This window comes from Streptomyces sp. R41 (assembly GCF_041053055.1).
Taxonomy (GTDB): domain Bacteria; phylum Actinomycetota; class Actinomycetes; order Streptomycetales; family Streptomycetaceae; genus Streptomyces.
On sequence record NZ_CP163443.1, the window covers coordinates 10266988 to 10282626 of the forward strand.

Here is a 15639-nt window from a genome sequence, read left to right on the forward strand (position 1 = left end):
GGGGTGACGCCTTGGACCGGAGTCGTTTTCACGCATCGTGAAAGATCCCCGGTTCACCCTTTCGAGGGAAGGCCTCGGGCTGACAGACTCCGGAGGGTGCCCGACTTCGACATGCTCGTCATCGGATCCGGCCCGGGCGGCCAGAAGGCCGCCATCGCCGCGGCCAAGCTCGGCCGTCGGGTCGCTGTCATCGACCGCCCCGACATGGTCGGCGGGGTCTCCATCCACACAGGGACCATCCCTTCCAAGACCCTGCGTGAGGCGGTCCTGTATCTCACGGGTCTCACCCAACGGGATCTGTACGGCCAGAGTTACCGCCTCAAGGAGGACATCACCGTCGCCGATCTGACCGCGCGCACCGAGCACGTGGTCGGCCGCGAGGTCGATGTCATCCGCAGCCAGCTGTCACGCAATCACGTCTCCCTCTTCGCGGGCACCGGCCGCTTCGTGGACGATCACACGATCGCCCTGCGCGAAGTGAACGGCGACGAAAGGCAGTTGAGTGCCGAGCACATCGTCATCGCCACCGGCACCCGGCCGGCCAGGCCCGCGACCGTCGAGTTCGACGAGCGGACGATCATGGACTCGGACAACGTACTGAACCTGGAGCAGGTGCCACGCTCCATGGTCATCGTCGGGGCCGGCGTGATCGGCATGGAGTACGCCTCCATGTTCGCCGCCCTCGGCAGCAAGATCACGGTGGTCGAGAAGCGGCCCGGGATGCTCGACTTCTGCGATGTCGAGGTGATCGAGTCGCTGAAGTACCACCTGCGGGACCTGGCCGTCACCTTCCGGTTCGGCGAGACCGTCGCCGCGGTCGAACGGCATCCCCGAGGCACGCTCACCGTCCTGGAGAGCGGTAAGAAGATCCCCGCGGACGCCGTGATGTACTCGGCGGGCCGGCAGGGTCTCACCGACGAACTCGACCTGGACAAGGCGGGCTTGTCCGCCGACCGGCGTGGCCGCATCACGGTCGACGAGCACTACCGCACCGAGGTGCCGCACATCTATGCCGTCGGCGACGTCATCGGCTTCCCCGCGCTGGCGGCGACGTCGATGGAGCAGGGCCGCACGGCGGCTTATCATGCCTGCGGCGAGCCGGTGAACCGGATGCACGACCTGCAGCCGATCGGCATCTACACCATCCCGGAGATCAGCTTCATCGGGCGGACCGAGGATCAACTCACCGAAGAATGCGTGCCGTTCGAGGTCGGCATCTCCCGCTATCGCGAACTGGCCCGGGGCCAGATCATCGGCGACTCGCACGGCATGCTCAAGCTGCTGGTCTCGCCGGAGGACCGCAAACTGCTCGGCGTCCACTGCTTCGGTACCGGCGCCACCGAACTCATCCACATCGGCCAGTCCGTCATGGGCTGCGGTGGCACGGTCGACTACCTGGTCGATGCGGTGTTCAACTACCCCACGCTCGCGGAGTCCTACAAAGTCGCCGCCCTCGACGCGACCAACAAAATCCGCCAAATCGATCGCCTCAGGGACTGAACCCCGCCATGTCGCCTCCCACGGGAGGGAGCGGGGGAGGCGACGGTCGGCGGCAGGACCGCGTGCGCCGGTTTGCAGCTGCTCGAGGCCCTGACCCCCGAGGAACGCCGGGCCATCGGCGCCGCCCTGCCCGCGCTGGCACGGATGGCCGCGCTCATGAACACCGAGCCCTGATCGCCGGCGCGGCCACTTCTCCCGACTCGGAAGGAACCTCATGGCAGCCACAGCGCGCTTCCCACTGGAACCGGCTCCCCTCCACGTCCCCGACGCCGTCCTCCACGACCTCAAGGTGCGGCTACGGCTTACGAGATGGCCCGACGACGCGGGCAACGAAGACGGGTACTACGGCGTCAGCCGCAGCTACCTCCAGGAGCTCGCCGACCACTGGCTCCATCACTACGACTGGCGCAAGGCCGAAGCCGCGATCAACGCCTACGAGCACTACAAGGTGAACGTCCAGGGCGTTCCGGTCCACTTCATGCGCAGGCCGGGCGTCGGCCCCGACCCCATGCCGCTCATCCTCACGCACGGCTGGCCCTGGACGTTCTGGCACTGGTCGAAAGTCGTCGACCCCCTCGCCGACCCCGCGGCTTTCGGCGGCGACCCGGCCGACGCCTTCGACGTCATCGTCCCCTCCCTGCCCGGCTTCGGCTTCTCCACCCCGCTTCCGGACCACCCCGACATGAACTTCTGGAAGGTCGCCGACCTCTGGCACACCCTGATGACCGGCACGCTCGGCCACGAGAAGTACGCCGCCGGCGGCTGCGACGTCGGGGCCCTCGTCACCGGCCAGCTCGGGCACAAGTACGCCGACGAACTGCACGGCATCCACATCGGCTCCGGCCTGAAGCTCACCTTCTTCAACGGCGACCGGGCCTGGGACCTCAGCGGCGGGCAACCGATCCCCGAGGGCCTGCCCGAGTCCGTGCGCCGGCAACTGGTCGCCTTCGAGCGGCGTTTCGCCGTCCATCTGGCGGCCCACGTCCTCGCCCCGAGCACCCTTGCCCACGGGCTCTCCGACTCACCGGTCGGGCTGCTCGCCTGGATCCTGGAGCGCTGGGCGAAGTGGAGCGACAATCACGGCGACGTGGAGAACGTCTTCTCCAAGGACGACCTCCTCACCCACGCCACGATCTTCTGGGTCAACAACGCCATCGGAACGTCGATGCGCTACTACGCCAATGCCAACCGCTACCCCTGGACCCCCTCCCACGACCGCCACCCGGTCATCGAGGCACCCACCGGCATCACCTTCGTCGGCTACGAGAACCCACCCGGCGTCACCACCACCGAACAGCGCCTGCAGAACTGGCTCTCCAGCGACCGCGCCGACTGGTACAACCACGTCAACCTCACCGCCCACGACAGCGGCGGCCACTTCATCCCATGGGAATCCCCGGACGCCTGGGTCGACGACCTGCGCCGCACGTTCCGCAACCGACGCCACACGACGGCGTCGGAAGGAGGAGGCGGCTGAGCCGGCTGTCCTGACACCCGGCGCTCATGCCACCGGGCGCCAGCCCAGTGCCGGGCCGAGCCGGGTGGCGATGTCGGTGAGGATCTGGACGTAGTCGGCGTGGTCGAAGGTGAAGGGGAGTGCGAACGCGACCTCGTCGATTTCCCGGAACGCCACGTGGGAGTAGAGCTGTTCTGCGATCTGGTCCGAGGTGCCGACGAGATCGGGCGCGAACATCATGCGCGCCGGCCCCTGCGGCGTGGCGGTACGCGGCATCCGTTTGCGGGCGAACTCCTCGTACTTCGCGCGCTGCTCGGGCGAGGCACTGTCCGTGGGGATCACGACGAGTCCCTGGGAGACGCGGGCGCGATCACCGTCGGGATGGTGAGCGCGAAAGGTCCGTACGTGAGAGAGCTGGACCTCCGCGAAGTCCTCGGACTCCTCCGCCTTCACGACGCTGCTGGTCAAGAAGTTCATCCCGTGCTCCCCGGCCCACTGTGCCGACCGCAGGCTTCCGCCGCCGTACCACATGCGGCGGCCCAGGCCGGGGGAGTGCGGCTGGACGCGGTCGGAGAACACCTCGAAGCCCTCGGTCCCGCTGAAGTCGGTGGCCGCTTTGCCGCGTACGAAGTCCAACAGCCGTTCCACGCGCTCATAGCCGAAGTTCTCGGCGTCGGCGGTGTCGGGATAGAGCGCGTGTCTGACCTGCTCGTAGTGCATCGGTGGGCCGACGCTGACACCCGGATTGAGGCGGCCCGAGGACAGGACGTCGACGGTTGCCAGGTCTTCGGCGAGCCGCAGCGGGTTCTCCCATCCGACCGGGATGACCGCGGTGCCCAGTTCGATAAGGCTGGTGCGCTGTGAGGCCGCCGCCAGGATGGCCACGGGGGACGAGATGCCGTACTGGAGATGACGGTGGCGCACCCACGCGCTGTCGAATCCCAGCCGTTCACCCAACTCGATGATCTCGAGTGTCGATTCGTGGCCGCGGCCGGGGTTCTCCTGGTCGAACAGCCCGATGGTCAGGAATCCCAGCTTCCGCAGGGGGTCCGAGGGCAGTGGCACAGGCTCCTCCATCGTCCGCGGCACGTTCTGCCGAACACCAGCGCTGGTTGAATTGTCGCAGGCGATCACCGGGCGCCGAATGGGGACGGCCTTCCGGGTGCCGGGCGGCGACCTTACGGTGCGGCGACACGGTCGCCGGTCGGTGCCGCACACGCAGGTGTACGCGCAGTGCGACCGTCTGCCGGAGGTGGGACTGCTGTCGCTGCTGTGCGACGGGCTTCCTGCTGACGGCGCCCCTGCTGCGGCTGGATCGGGGGACCCGCGAGTCGGCTCGTGCTCACCGATCCTCAGATCTCGTCCTCTATTCGGTTCACGGACTTGAGGTCCTCGTATGCTTTCCCGGGAGCGCTTTCGTGTGCTTCGAGCAGGGCGGCGGCGAGGGCGTCGAGTTTGCGTTGGATCGCTCGCTCGGCCCGTAGTTCCGAGTTCTTCAACAGTGCGAGAAGCAGCAGCGTCACCGCCGTCATGGCATCGCCGGCGAACAGTAGCCACGGCAATCCGAGTCCGGCGAGATGGACGGCCACGGTGAGTGCGACCAGCCCGAGGCAGAACATGAAGAAGGCCGGTGAGCTGGTCAGCTTCGATACGGACTCCGCAAGCCGCTCGAACCTGCCGCGTCTGCCTCCGCCGCGATCGGCCGGATGTTGAAGAGTCATGTTCCCCGCATTCTTGTTGCTGGGTGCCCGTTGCGGCCCTGCGGAGAGTGGCCGCGGCCTGACCCGGCGGAGCTGCTCGCGCGCAAGCCGGAGGACGCGCCCACCGCGTCGCGAATTTTCCGCGGCGGGGTGGGCGCCTACGCCACCGAGGTCAAGGCTTTGGTGCTGGGCGCGGAGCGTCGGGTGCCCGGCCTTCAGGAGGTGCGCCGCGCCGCCCGCACGCCCGCGGTCAGTGCCCGGTCCGCTTGCGGAGCTGGGCGGCGGCCTTGTCGGTCATCTTGTGTGCCTTGGCGCGCAGCTGGTCTCCACGGCCGGCCCGCTGCATGGACGTGTCGCCCATGGCCTTGCCGAGGGTCTCCTTCATCTTGCCCCTGATCTGCTGCACCTTCGGATTGACCTTGGCCATCAGAATCGCCACCCTCTCGACGACGCCGGGGAACGCGGCCCGTCCAGGACGGACTCGTCTTTATTTCACCGTGCGCCCGTCCGCGGGACGCGGCAATCGGCACGGCCATCTGGAGCACCTCGGCGTCGGCAGTGTCGACCTCGACCATGCGTGGCGCGGGCACCTCGGCCCGGGGAAGCGCGTCGACCAGCCGCAGGAACGTGCTCCGGCTGAAAGTGGACCATCCGGAACAGACGCCGACCGGGCCCTTCACTCGGGGCCCGGTCGGCGCGGGGTGGGGCGGACCTACGAAGCGTCGCGCACCTTTCCGGTGAACACGGGCCCGTCGTGCGGCTCACCGGAGTCGTCGTAGACGGTCTCCTGGAGACGCACCGCCTCCTCCGGCTCGGTCAGGGTGTCCGCGACGGTGGGGATGGCCACCTCGGCGCTCGACTGTCCGGCGGGGACGGTGGCGTAGAGGGAGAGTCCTTGCACCGCCGACAGCGGCCGCGACGGCTGCGGCGACTCGCCGGAGTTCTCCAGCAGCCACTGGGGGTCGACATCCGTGGTGGACAGTTCGGTACCGCCGGTGACCGGCAGGACGCCGAAGTAGCCCTGGATGTCCGTGTCGGCCACCGCGGACAGGGACATCCGCCAGGTCAGGCTCTGGCCTTCGGTGACCTGGTCGGCGACCGGCGTCACCTTGATGGTGGGCATCGGGTCGTCGTTTTGAACGGTGACGCCGCCACGATGCGCGCCGACCACCGCACCGTGGACCGCCTTCACGAAGACGTCGTGCGACACGTCGTATCCGAAACGGGTGTTGCCCCGCACCTGGACCGGTACGTCGATGCCCTGGCTCCCGGGCCGCACCGTCACCTCGCGGGCCGTGGCCTGGTCCGACGCCGGATCGGCGACGAAGAGGCGGACGGTGCCGCTGCCGTGCCCGGAGACCCGCACCGGGACGTGGTAGGTACGGACTCCTGAGTCGCCCTCCTTGACGGTCAGCCGGCCGATGTCGACACGGGGCAGTACGGCGGGCCGGACCGTCGCCATGCCGGGGCCCCAGCCCCAGGCGTCCATCAGCCAGGCCTGTCCGGACCGGCTGCGCGGGATCAGCTCCAGGGCCGTCACTCGGTGCAGGTCGAGTCCGGCGCGGGCGGCGGCGGTCAGCGGTACGCGGACCTCCTGCCCCCAGAAGGAGGCGGTGCGCTCGGTTCCGGGCAGACCGTCGAGGTGGACGCGCCCCAGGGTGGCCCGGCGGCCGGAGGCGTCGGCGAGGATCACGTCGAGCCGGGTGTCCTTGGTGTTCGGCGGCACGATCACGCGCAATGCCAGGGCCTCGGCTCCGTCGACGGAGACGGCCCGCGTCGGCCGGACGCGCACCGCGGAGCCGGGAGCCGTCCAGCGCAGCGCGACGGCGCGTCGGCCCGGCTCCTTCGAGGTCTCCCACTGGGCGAAGTGCGGCGAGACGCCTCCCGCGTCGGGGCTCAGGCAGGCGGCGGCCGTGTCGGTGTCCACCTCCGCGCACAGTCGGCCGCCGTCCACGGCGACCGAGCCGTCCGGCAGGAACGCCGGCGTACGGCGTGCGCCCACCGCGTGTGTGAGCACCCGCGCGGGGTCGGCCGAGGGCGCGCGCCGGTTCGAGCCGTCCAGCAGCGGACGCGCCCGGTCGTCGTCCGCGACGAACACCCGCGCCGCGGCGGCGATGTACGTCGCACCGGCGGCCTGCTGCTGACGGGCCGTCAGCCTGGTCGCGGTGCCCGGCGAGCACACCTGGTCCGGCTGGTCCCCGGCCCAGAAGTCGTCCTCCGCCGGTGCCTGGGCCTGTCCCGGTGTCCACTCGCTGTTGAAGAAGTTGTGGTTGGCGCCGACCATGTAGACGCCGCTGTGCAGGGCGGCGCCGCGGCTGACACCGCGCGTGCCGTCCACGTACATCTCGCCCTGCAGATCGGACACATCGCCGTCGCAGCCGGGCAGGATCGTCATCGACGGTACGTCGGGGGTCGGGTTCTGCCCGAAGATGGTCGGGCCGATGAGGACGGTGCCGCGGATGTGCCAGCGCACCGGACCCCGGTAGCCGTCCTGGTCGGCCGGCGGGGCGTACAGGCTGTCCATGGCGGCCCGGTTCACGCCCTCGCCGCCTCGGGAGTGGCCGACGAGCAGGACGCGCGACAGATCGGCAGGAGCCGAGGCCCGTACGATCCGGGGTGCCGAGGCCGGGTGCGCGGTCCAGTCCGCCCAGCGGGCCAGGTGCTGTCGCACCAACGACGATCGGGCCTGTGCACCGCCGTCCTCCGCGGCGTAGTCCTGGCCGTTGATGCCGTTGGCGGAGATGGACACCGTCACGTATCCCTGCGAGGCCAGCAGTTTCTGGTCGCGCAGATAGCCCCGGTAACTGGGGATCGGCTTCGAACCGGTGGGGCAGGGCCACTCACCGGTCACGTCGTCGCCGTGGCCCGTGAAGCAGGTGGCGTGACGGCCGTGCAGGAACAGTGCCAGCGGGCGGTGCCCTGGGGCGTCGGCGGGCGCGACCACGACCGCGCGCATCTCCACGGGTGCGGAGAACCCGGGCAGCCGGACCGAGTTGAGCGCGTACTCGCCGGTGACCGTCCGATACGAACCGGGCTTTCCGGGGTCAACCGCGTTGGCCGGAAGCCGGGTTGGCGGCTTGGCCGCGACCCTCGGTCGTCGGCTCGGCCGGTCCTCGTCGGCTCCCGCAGCGTCCAGACGGCGTTGACCGGTCCGGGCCTGCAGGTCGGACAACTTCCCGAGCCGTGCACCGTGCAGCGCGAGTCGGAACGTACGACCGTCGTGCGCGCCGATCGGTCGGCCGAGGAACCGGTCTCCGGCGTAGAACTTGACGCCGGAGTCACTCACGGGCACGGGATCGTCCGAGCGCCAGACCAGTTGTCTCGCCGCCCCCTCGCCGGTGATCTGCCAGCCCGCCGGAAGCTCTCCGCCGGAATCCGCGACCGGCGCGGACGGCGCCGAGCCGACAGCCACCGGCTGAGCATGGGCCAACCCTGGCGATCCTGCGACCACCGCGAGCAACGCAGCGGCGGCGATCCCTATTCGTGGGACTCGGATCAAGGTTCTTCTCCTTCGGTCGGCGTGCTCCCCGTGCGCCCCGGAGACATCCCGGAGCACTCCCCGTCCCACGAGGACGGCAGCCGAGCCCGAGGGGTTGCCTGACGTCACACACGTATCGCCGCCTCAACAGCCGCAGGATCACTGCTTGCTGGAGCGCGCCTCCGTGGGAAAGGACGTACGACCTCGCAGCCGGGCCCCGGGATGAAAATGCGATGCCCCACCCGGGCGGGAGTCCCTACACTCGCCACGAACCGCGCGCCGCAACGACACAGCGGCGCGCGCCGTGACGAGTGAGGGGAGCCGGGCCGTGCGTTACCGCACCGCTGTCGTCGTTCCCCCGTCGCGCTACGAGGTGATCCTCGTGTCTACGTTTGCCCGGTGCCGGCTGCGCGGCCGGAACCGGATGCCCGTGACGAACTCCTGACCTCTGCCTGCTCGGGATCGAGTCGGCCGCACGTGCCATGTCTCGATCCGGTGCGCTGCCCCAGAGGTCTCACCGCTGCCTGACCACAGGCCTTTCGTCCGGGAATTGCGCCGCCCGTTCCGGATCACCGAAAGGCCATGGGCCGTGCGTACCGACCTGCACCGTCATCTCACCAGTCCGCTGACCGCCGTCCGCAACCTGGGCATCCTCGCCCACGTCGACGCCGGCAAGACCACTGTCACCGAGCGGATCCTGTACCTCACCGGGACCACCCACAAGCGTGGTGAGGTCCACGACGGCACCACCGTCACCGACTTCGACTCCCAGGAGCGCGATCGTGGAATCACCATCTTCGCCGCGGCCGTGAGCTGCGCCTGGGACGGCCACCGGATCAACCTGATCGACACGCCCGGCCATGTCGACTTCTCCGACGAGGTGGAGCGCTCGCTGCGGGTCCTCGACGGTGCGATCGCGGTGTTCGACGCCGTGGCGGGCGTCGAGCCGCAGAGCGAGTCGGTGTGGCGGCGGGCCGACCGGCACGGCGTGCCGAGGATCGCCTTCGTCAACAAGCTGGACCGCGCCGGTGCCGACCTCGACGTCGCGGTCGAGTCGATTCGGGAGCGGCTCCATCCGGCCCCGCTGGTCGTCCAGTTGCCGATCGGCACCGAGGACGGCTTCACCGGGGTGGTGGATCTGCTGCGGATGCGGTCGTTGGTCTGGGCCGATGGCAGCGACACGGTCGAGGAGGGGCCGGTGCCGGAAGCCCTGCGGGACGAAGCGCACCGTCGGCGCGGGCTACTGCAGGAAGCCGTGGCGGAGCTCCATCCGGTCGCACTCGAGGAGTTCTGTGCCCGGTCCACGGTCTCCGCGGCGACACTGACCTCCGCGCTGCGCGACCTGACCCGTACCGGTGAGGGCGTCGTGGTGCTGTGCGGCTCGGCCTACCGCAACCGCGGGATCGAGCCGCTGCTGGAGGCGGTCGTGGCCTATCTGCCCTCGCCGCTCGACGTGCCGGCCGTACGCGGCACCGGCAGCGGCGCGGCGCAGGAACGGCTCGCCGACACCGAGGCGCCGTTCGCGGGCCTGGTGTTCAAAGTGAACGCGACCGCCACCGGGCGGCTGACGTATGTGCGGGTGTACTCGGGAACGATCGACAAGGGAGAGGCGGTGTTGGACGTGGGCGCTCGGCGCACGGAGCGCGTCAGCCGGATTCTGCGGGTCCAGGCCGACCGGTACGCGGAGCTGGACCGGGCGGTGGCCGGTGACATCGTCGCGCTGATCGGCCCGAAGTCCGCTCGCGTTGGGGCGACCCTGTGCGCACCCACGGCTCCCTTGCTGCTCGAACCGCCGGTCGTCGCGGATCCGGTCGTCTCCGTGGCCGTCGAGGCCCGCAGGAGCATCGATACCGACCGCCTGGTGTCGGCGTTGGCACGTCTGCGAGAGGAGGATCCTTCGCTGACGGTGCGGACGGATCCCGAGACCGGACAGACCGTGCTGTCGGGGATGGGCGAGCTGCACTTGGAGGTGGCGGTCGAGAAGATCCGGCGCGCCCAGGGGCTGGAGGTCGCCGTCGGTCGGCCGAAGGTGGCCTACCGGGAGACGGTGACCCGAGGGGTGTCGGGGCTCGTGTACCGGCATGCCAAACAGGACGGAGGCGCCGGTCAGTTCGCCCATGTCGTCCTCGATGTGGAGCCGCTGGAGGCCGACCCGAACAGCGTCGAGGCGAGCGCGACCGGCTTCGAGTTCCGCTCGGCGGTCATCGGTGGCCGGGTGCCGACGGAGTACGTCCGCGCGGTGGAGGCCGGTTGCAGGGACGCGCTCGCCGAGGGACCGCTCGGCGGCCACCCGGTGACCGGGCTGCGCGTCACCCTGACCGACGGGGCGACCCATCCGAAGGACTCCTCGGAGATGGCGTTCCGCACGGCCGGCCGACTCGGGCTCCGCGAAGCACTGCGCGCCGGCGCTATGGAACTCCTGGAACCGGTCGTCGAAGTCACCGTCACCGTGCCCGACGACGCCGTGGGCGGAGTGCTCGGCGACCTGGCGGCACGGCGTGGCCGGGTCTCGGGATCGCTCACGCGAGCCGGTGCGGCGGTGATCACGGCCACCGTTCCGCTGGCCGAACTGTTCGGCTACGCCACGCGGTTGCGCAGCCGGACCCAGGGCCGGGGAGTCTTCACGGCCCGCCCCACCGGATACGCTCCGGCACCGTCCGGGGCGTCCAACGGGACGGCGTCCTGGTAGGCCCGAGGACGACTGGGACGGCGTCCGGGTAGGCCCGAGGACTCCCAAGCTCAACGGCCGGCCCCGCTCGAAACCTGAGCGGGGCCGGCCCGGCCGCACCATGCCCGTGCTCGGAGGCAGGCCGGCGGACGTGGCTCAAGCTCCACGCGTCCACGGACAAGCGAGCCCCGAGGCGTTGGCATCGGACACCCTCGACGCCCTGACTCTCCCACGCGCTCGAGCCAGTGCTCTCGCCGGACAAGCTGAGCCTCGGGATCACTTGGAGCGCGCTCTGATGCTGTCCGCGACCCGCTGAAACGTCTTCGTCAGCTGGTGCCGCGCGTGCCCGTCGTACTGACGGGGTTCCGTGCGTGCGGAGGGATCCGTGCCCTGGAAGTCCTTGATCTCGGCCAACGCGGCGTGAGCGAGGTCGGCTGCCTCGCGGTACCGGTCGCGCGACTTGGTCATGGCGTCGAGCGCTTCGGCGTAGGCACTCACGAGCGCGCGTGCGTGGGCGAGTTCTTCCTCGAGAGTCAGCAGATGCCAGTTCTGCCGGAGAGCGGTGAAGGCCTCTTCCGCTGCCTCCGGCAGAGGCCAGGGCAGCGCGGCGTACCGTACGACCTTGTCCAGGAGCTCCGTCGGCTCCGAGCCGTCGAGGAACACGCTGCGCACCGTGAAGTCCTGCTCCTCGTAACCCAGTCGGGCAGGAGTGCCGGGCAGAATCACGGCGCCGCCCCGGGGCACCCGAACGCCCAAGTCGTACAGCGCCCAGTTGACGGCCTGGAGTTGCTCAGGTGCGGCGCGGTGTTCCACGACGCGGTGCCGCAGTGCGGGCGGTAGCAGGCGCGCCAGCGGGAGGCGACCGCGCTGGTCGGGAGTCATCGCCTCGTGGACGACGATGTTGATGCTCCAGCTGTGCCGCCCGGCGTCCTTGAGCAGACGCCGGAGGGCCTTGTCGTCCTGTGGCAGCCGGTTGACGTCCTGCAGACGAAGGCCGGCGACGATGTCGTGGTCCCAGGAAATATCGCTCTTCTCGGGCCAGAACATGGTCGCGGGGGAGGGCCACGCGGGGTCCCAGGGCCGCTCCGCCTCGGCCGCCAGAGTCCAGCGCCGCTCTCCGTCCACGTGGTCGCGCCCGTCGGTGGCGAGCCGTGCCCGCACCGTGACGGCCTCGTCGACGAGCCACCGGGCCTCGAATATGTGGCCGTCGGCTTCCGTGGAGTTCTCCGTCTCCAGGAAGTCGTGGATCGTTTCCTCGGCCTTGAGCTTGCGCAGGTTCTCCCGTAGGGCCTGTTGCGGGGCGGGCCCGGCGTGACGCCCGCCGGCCAGCCAGAGGGTTTCGGGGGCCGTAGCGCGGACGGTGGGGGACTTCGACATGGGTCACTTTGCATCTGGAGGGCGGCGTGCGTGTGTCCCAGTATGGTCAGTCCTGCTCGCGGGCCTGGAGGCGAGGTCAGCAGAGATCACAGACCTCCCCTCTCGGGTGGCTATGGGTTGATTTATGCATTTCCCATGGGTGATTTGTTCCGTTGCCCATGGATGGCCGGTCCAGGTGCCTACGGATGGCCGGACGGGTGCCTGTGGATGACCGGACGAGGACCCGTCTTCTTGAACGTCCAGCGTCCGCTCGCGTAGTCCTGCCGGAAGCCCTGAGCGGCGGCGGACGCGAAATCCCATCATTCTGGATGCAGATGCGATCACGTCGCCGACATCGGGGAAGTCGAATCCCATGAGCGAATCAGAGCTTTCGCCGGAAGGCCGGCCCGTGGACCAGTACCTCGACCTGCTCCGCCTCCGCATGGCCCCAGCGGACTTCGCGTTGCTGCGCCGCATGGTCGACCCCGTACTCGAAGCGATCCAGGAGCAGCGCGCGGGGCCGATCGAGCTGAGCCTGGAAGGCGCGGACGCGGACAGCGTCTCGCAGGAGGTGCGCGACGAGGCGTCCCTCGTCGTCGCGGTCGCCGTAACGGGACGCCTGGACAATCAGATCGTCGAGATCGAGACCGAAGAGACCGGGCCCGTCAGGGTCGTCACGGATTCGGGCACCGCGGCCGATCCCGCCCGGTGCCAGGAGATCGCCGATTTCATCGGTGAACGGCACCGCCAGGACGAGGAGCTGCGCGGCATCGCGGAAGTGAGTGGCCTGCCCACCGATGTCTGACGCCCGCCACCGTGCCGGGTCGGGCAGTCGGGAACGTCGGCGTCGCGGCGTACAACGCACGCACGGGCGGGGTGCTCGGCCTGCGGATCGTCGGCTAAAACCGCCCTAAAGGGTGATATTCCGCTTCTTATGCGCTTGTTTCTAGATCGTCCTATGCTGATGTCCGGAGGACTCGGGGACTCAACGCTGGTCCTGAGCCGGCGGGAAAGCGGGCTTCCATGGCTGAGCGACTCAAAAGGCTGGGGCTCATCGGCGAGGTGTCTGCCGAATTCCTCGGCACCATGATTCTCATCCTCTTCGGTGTCGGCGTGGTGGCCCAAGTGGTCGCCGGTGGAGCCCTCACGACGCCACCCGGTGGCCTCGGCAACCACGACAGCATCGCCTGGGCGTGGGGTATCGGTGTCACCATGGGCGTCTATGTCGCAGCACGGCTGAGCGGTGCGCATCTCAATCCCGCGGTGACCGTCGCCCTGGCCACGTTCAAGGGGTTCCCCTGGCGCAAAGTGGTGCCCTACGTGCTGGCCCAGACGGCCGGCGCCTTCGTGGCGGCTCTCATCGTGCGCTGGAACTACACCGAGGCGCTGGCGAAGGCAGACCCCGGACACACCATCAAGACACAGTTCGTGTTCTCGACGCTCCCCGCCAACGGCAATACGAACCTGCCGGTCTACGAGTGGGGCGCGTTTCGTGACCAGGTCATCGGCACGGCGATTCTGCTGCTGCTGATCCTGGCGATCACGGACCTGCTCAACACGCCCCCCGGCGCCAACATGGCCCCGTTCATCATCGGCCTGGTCGTCGTGGGGATCGGCATGGCATGGGGCACCCTCGCGGGCTACGCGATCAACCCGGCACGTGACTTCGGTCCCCGGCTGGCCAGTTTCATCACGGGGTACGGCGGAGCATGGCGAGATCAGTACGGGAACCTCTACTACTGGGTGCCGATCGTCGGTCCGCTGATCGGTGGTGTGCTCGGCGCCGGCCTGTACAAGCTCTTCATCGGTCGGTTCCTGCCCACGGCAGAGCCCGAGCCCCCCGGACGTGTCCCCGCCCCCGAGGACTGACACCCACCAGAGAGGCGAGACGCCATGGCGGACTTCGTGGGCGCGGTGGACCAAGGGACCACCAGCACTCGTTTCATGATCTTCGACCACGCCGGCAACGAGGTGGCGAAGCACCAGCTGGAGCACGCCCAGATCCTTCCGCGCTCGGGCTGGGTCGAGCACGACCCGGTGGAGATCTGGGAGCGCACCAACTCCGTGATGCAGAACGCTCTGCGGCACGGGAACCTGTCGGCGGAAGACCTGGCGGCGATCGGCATCACCAATCAGCGTGAGACCACCGTTGTCTGGGATCCGCGCAACGGCCGCCCCTACTACAACGCCATCGTCTGGCAGGACACGCGCACCGACTCCATCGCCGCGGCCCTGGAACGCTCGGGCCAGGGCGACGTCATCCGCCGCAAGGCGGGGCTGCCGCCGGCGACGTACTTCTCCGGCGGCAAGATCCAGTGGATTCTGGAGAACGTCGACGGCGTCCGCGAGGCGGCGGAGCAGGGACACGCCCTCTTCGGCAACACGGACTGCTGGGTCCTGTGGAACCTGACCGGCGGCCCCCACGGCGGCATCCACGCCACCGATGTGACCAACGCCAGCCGCACCATGCTGATGGACCTGGAAACCCTCGACTGGGACGACGAGTTGCTGGGCTTCTTCAACATCCCACGGCAGATGCTGCCCACCATCAACCCCTCGTCCCACCGGGAGGCGTACGGGGTTACGCGCACCACCCGGCCACTGCAGGCCGCCATCCCCATCGCCGGGGTGCTCGGCGACCAGCAGGCGGCCACCGTCGGACAGGTCTGCTACGCGCCCGGCGAGGCCAAGAACACCTACGGCACCGGCAACTTCCTGGTGCTCAACACCGGTACGGAACTGGTCCGTTCGCAGAATGGCTTGCTCACCACGGTGGCGTACCAGTTCGGCGACAGCCCGGCGATCTACGCCCTGGAGGGATCCATCGCGGTCACCGGGTCCGCGGTGCAGTGGCTGCGCGACCAAATGAAGATCATCAAGAACGCGGCCGACAGCGAGACCCTGGCCCGCACCGTCGAGGACAACGGCGGCGTGTACTTCGTCCCCGCGTTCTCGGGCCTGTTCGCCCCCTACTGGCGCTCCGACGCCCGCGGCGCGATCGTCGGCCTCGCCCGGTACAACGACAACGGCCACCTGGCCCGGGCGACTCTGGAAGCCATCTGCTACCAGAGCCGTGACGTCGTCGAGGCCATGGAACAGGACTCCGGCGTCCACCTCGACGTGCTCAAGGTCGACGGCGGCGTCACCGCCAACGACCTGTGCATGCAGATCCAGGCCGACGTCCTCGGGGTACCGGTCAGCCGCCCGGTCGTGGCCGAGACCACCGCGCTCGGCGCCGCCTACGCGGCGGGCCTGGCCACCGGCTTCTGGCAGGACACCGACGAACTGCGCACCCACTGGCAGGAGTCCAAGCGCTGGGAGCCCGAGTGGTCGGACGACCAGCGCGCGGAGGGTTACGCGGGCTGGAAGAAGGCGGTGGAGCGCACGCTCGACTGGGCCACGGTCGAATAGACCGGTCGAAGGTCCTCCATGGGAAGGTCCTCCGGTGACCGGAGGACCTTCCCATGTGCGCGTTCTTGTG

At 69.4% G+C, this 15639-nt stretch carries 11 protein-coding genes; 6 read left to right on the forward strand and 5 right to left on the reverse strand.

The window, feature by feature from the left end:
* Positions 1-96 precede the first annotated feature (96 nt).
* Both sthA and AB5J53_RS46805 read left to right on the forward strand, forming a co-directional pair.
* Positions 97-1500 carry a Si-specific NAD(P)(+) transhydrogenase gene (gene sthA, locus AB5J53_RS46800; protein ID WP_369251662.1) on the forward strand — a complete coding sequence of 468 codons (1404 nt, stop codon included), beginning with the start codon at positions 97-99 and terminating at the stop codon, positions 1498-1500.
* A gap of 214 nt (positions 1501-1714) precedes the next feature.
* Entirely contained in the window at positions 1715-2977 is a 1263-nt protein-coding gene (locus AB5J53_RS46805; protein ID WP_369251663.1) for an epoxide hydrolase family protein, read from the forward strand.
* Positions 2978-3001: 24 nt separating this feature from the next.
* Here the strand turns inward: AB5J53_RS46805 and AB5J53_RS46810 are convergent, their stop codons facing one another.
* The 4 genes from AB5J53_RS46810 to AB5J53_RS46825 form a co-directional block, all read right to left on the reverse strand.
* Positions 3002-4021 (reverse strand): LLM class flavin-dependent oxidoreductase, encoded by a 1020-nt coding sequence (locus AB5J53_RS46810; protein WP_369251664.1) that lies wholly within the window; start codon positions 4019-4021, stop codon positions 3002-3004.
* 287 nt (positions 4022-4308) lie between these two features.
* Positions 4309-4677: a low affinity iron permease family protein gene (locus AB5J53_RS46815; protein ID WP_369251665.1), complete on the reverse strand. Its 369-nt coding sequence runs from the start codon at positions 4675-4677 to the stop codon at positions 4309-4311.
* Between the two features lie 229 nt (positions 4678-4906).
* Complete coding sequence (locus AB5J53_RS46820; protein ID WP_369251666.1) at positions 4907-5083, reverse strand: CsbD family protein; 177 nt, start codon at positions 5081-5083, stop codon at positions 4907-4909.
* A 285-nt stretch (positions 5084-5368) separates the two neighbouring features.
* Positions 5369-8155 (reverse strand): alpha/beta hydrolase family protein, encoded by a 2787-nt coding sequence (locus AB5J53_RS46825; protein WP_369251667.1) that lies wholly within the window; start codon positions 8153-8155, stop codon positions 5369-5371.
* Between the two features lie 568 nt (positions 8156-8723).
* On the opposite strand from AB5J53_RS46825, the gene fusA reads away from it, so the two are divergent.
* Positions 8724-10823 carry an elongation factor G gene (gene fusA / locus AB5J53_RS46830; protein ID WP_369251668.1) on the forward strand — a complete coding sequence of 700 codons (2100 nt, stop codon included), beginning with the start codon at positions 8724-8726 and terminating at the stop codon, positions 10821-10823.
* A gap of 255 nt (positions 10824-11078) precedes the next feature.
* On the opposite strand, the gene AB5J53_RS46835 is transcribed toward fusA, so the two are convergent.
* The gene (locus AB5J53_RS46835; protein WP_369251669.1) at positions 11079-12179 is read right to left on the reverse strand and encodes a hypothetical protein; all 1101 of its coding nucleotides are present in this window, start codon (positions 12177-12179) and stop codon (positions 11079-11081) included.
* A 352-nt stretch (positions 12180-12531) separates the two neighbouring features.
* Between AB5J53_RS46835 and AB5J53_RS46840 the strand changes: the two genes are divergently transcribed.
* The 3 genes from AB5J53_RS46840 (at position 12532) to glpK (ending at position 15569) form a co-directional block, all read left to right on the forward strand.
* Positions 12532-12963, forward strand: coding sequence for a hypothetical protein (locus AB5J53_RS46840; protein WP_369251670.1), 432 nt, complete (start codon positions 12532-12534; stop codon positions 12961-12963).
* A gap of 218 nt (positions 12964-13181) precedes the next feature.
* Positions 13182-14027 carry an MIP/aquaporin family protein gene (locus AB5J53_RS46845; protein WP_369251671.1) on the forward strand — a complete coding sequence of 282 codons (846 nt, stop codon included), beginning with the start codon at positions 13182-13184 and terminating at the stop codon, positions 14025-14027.
* Positions 14028-14051: 24 nt separating this feature from the next.
* A complete protein-coding gene (gene glpK / locus AB5J53_RS46850; RefSeq protein WP_369251672.1) occupies positions 14052-15569 on the forward strand; it encodes a glycerol kinase GlpK in 1518 nt (505 codons plus the stop codon).
* Positions 15570-15639: the final 70 nt, after the last annotated feature.

What these genes read in the sequence shown, in the direction of transcription:
- AB5J53_RS46805 (WP_369251663.1), top strand. Translation starts at nt 1,715, where the DNA reads ATGGCAGCCACAGCGCGCTTCCCACTGGAACCGGCTCCCCTCCACGTC.
- AB5J53_RS46815 (WP_369251665.1), bottom strand. Translation starts at nt 4,677, where the DNA reads ATGACTCTTCAACATCCGGCCGATCGCGGCGGAGGCAGACGCGGCAGG.
- AB5J53_RS46820 (WP_369251666.1), bottom strand. Translation starts at nt 5,083, where the DNA reads ATGGCCAAGGTCAATCCGAAGGTGCAGCAGATCAGGGGCAAGATGAAG.
- AB5J53_RS46835 (WP_369251669.1), bottom strand. Translation starts at nt 12,179, where the DNA reads ATGTCGAAGTCCCCCACCGTCCGCGCTACGGCCCCCGAAACCCTCTGG.
- AB5J53_RS46840 (WP_369251670.1), top strand. Translation starts at nt 12,532, where the DNA reads ATGAGCGAATCAGAGCTTTCGCCGGAAGGCCGGCCCGTGGACCAGTAC.
- AB5J53_RS46845 (WP_369251671.1), top strand. Translation starts at nt 13,182, where the DNA reads ATGGCTGAGCGACTCAAAAGGCTGGGGCTCATCGGCGAGGTGTCTGCC.
- glpK (WP_369251672.1), top strand. Translation starts at nt 14,052, where the DNA reads ATGGCGGACTTCGTGGGCGCGGTGGACCAAGGGACCACCAGCACTCGT.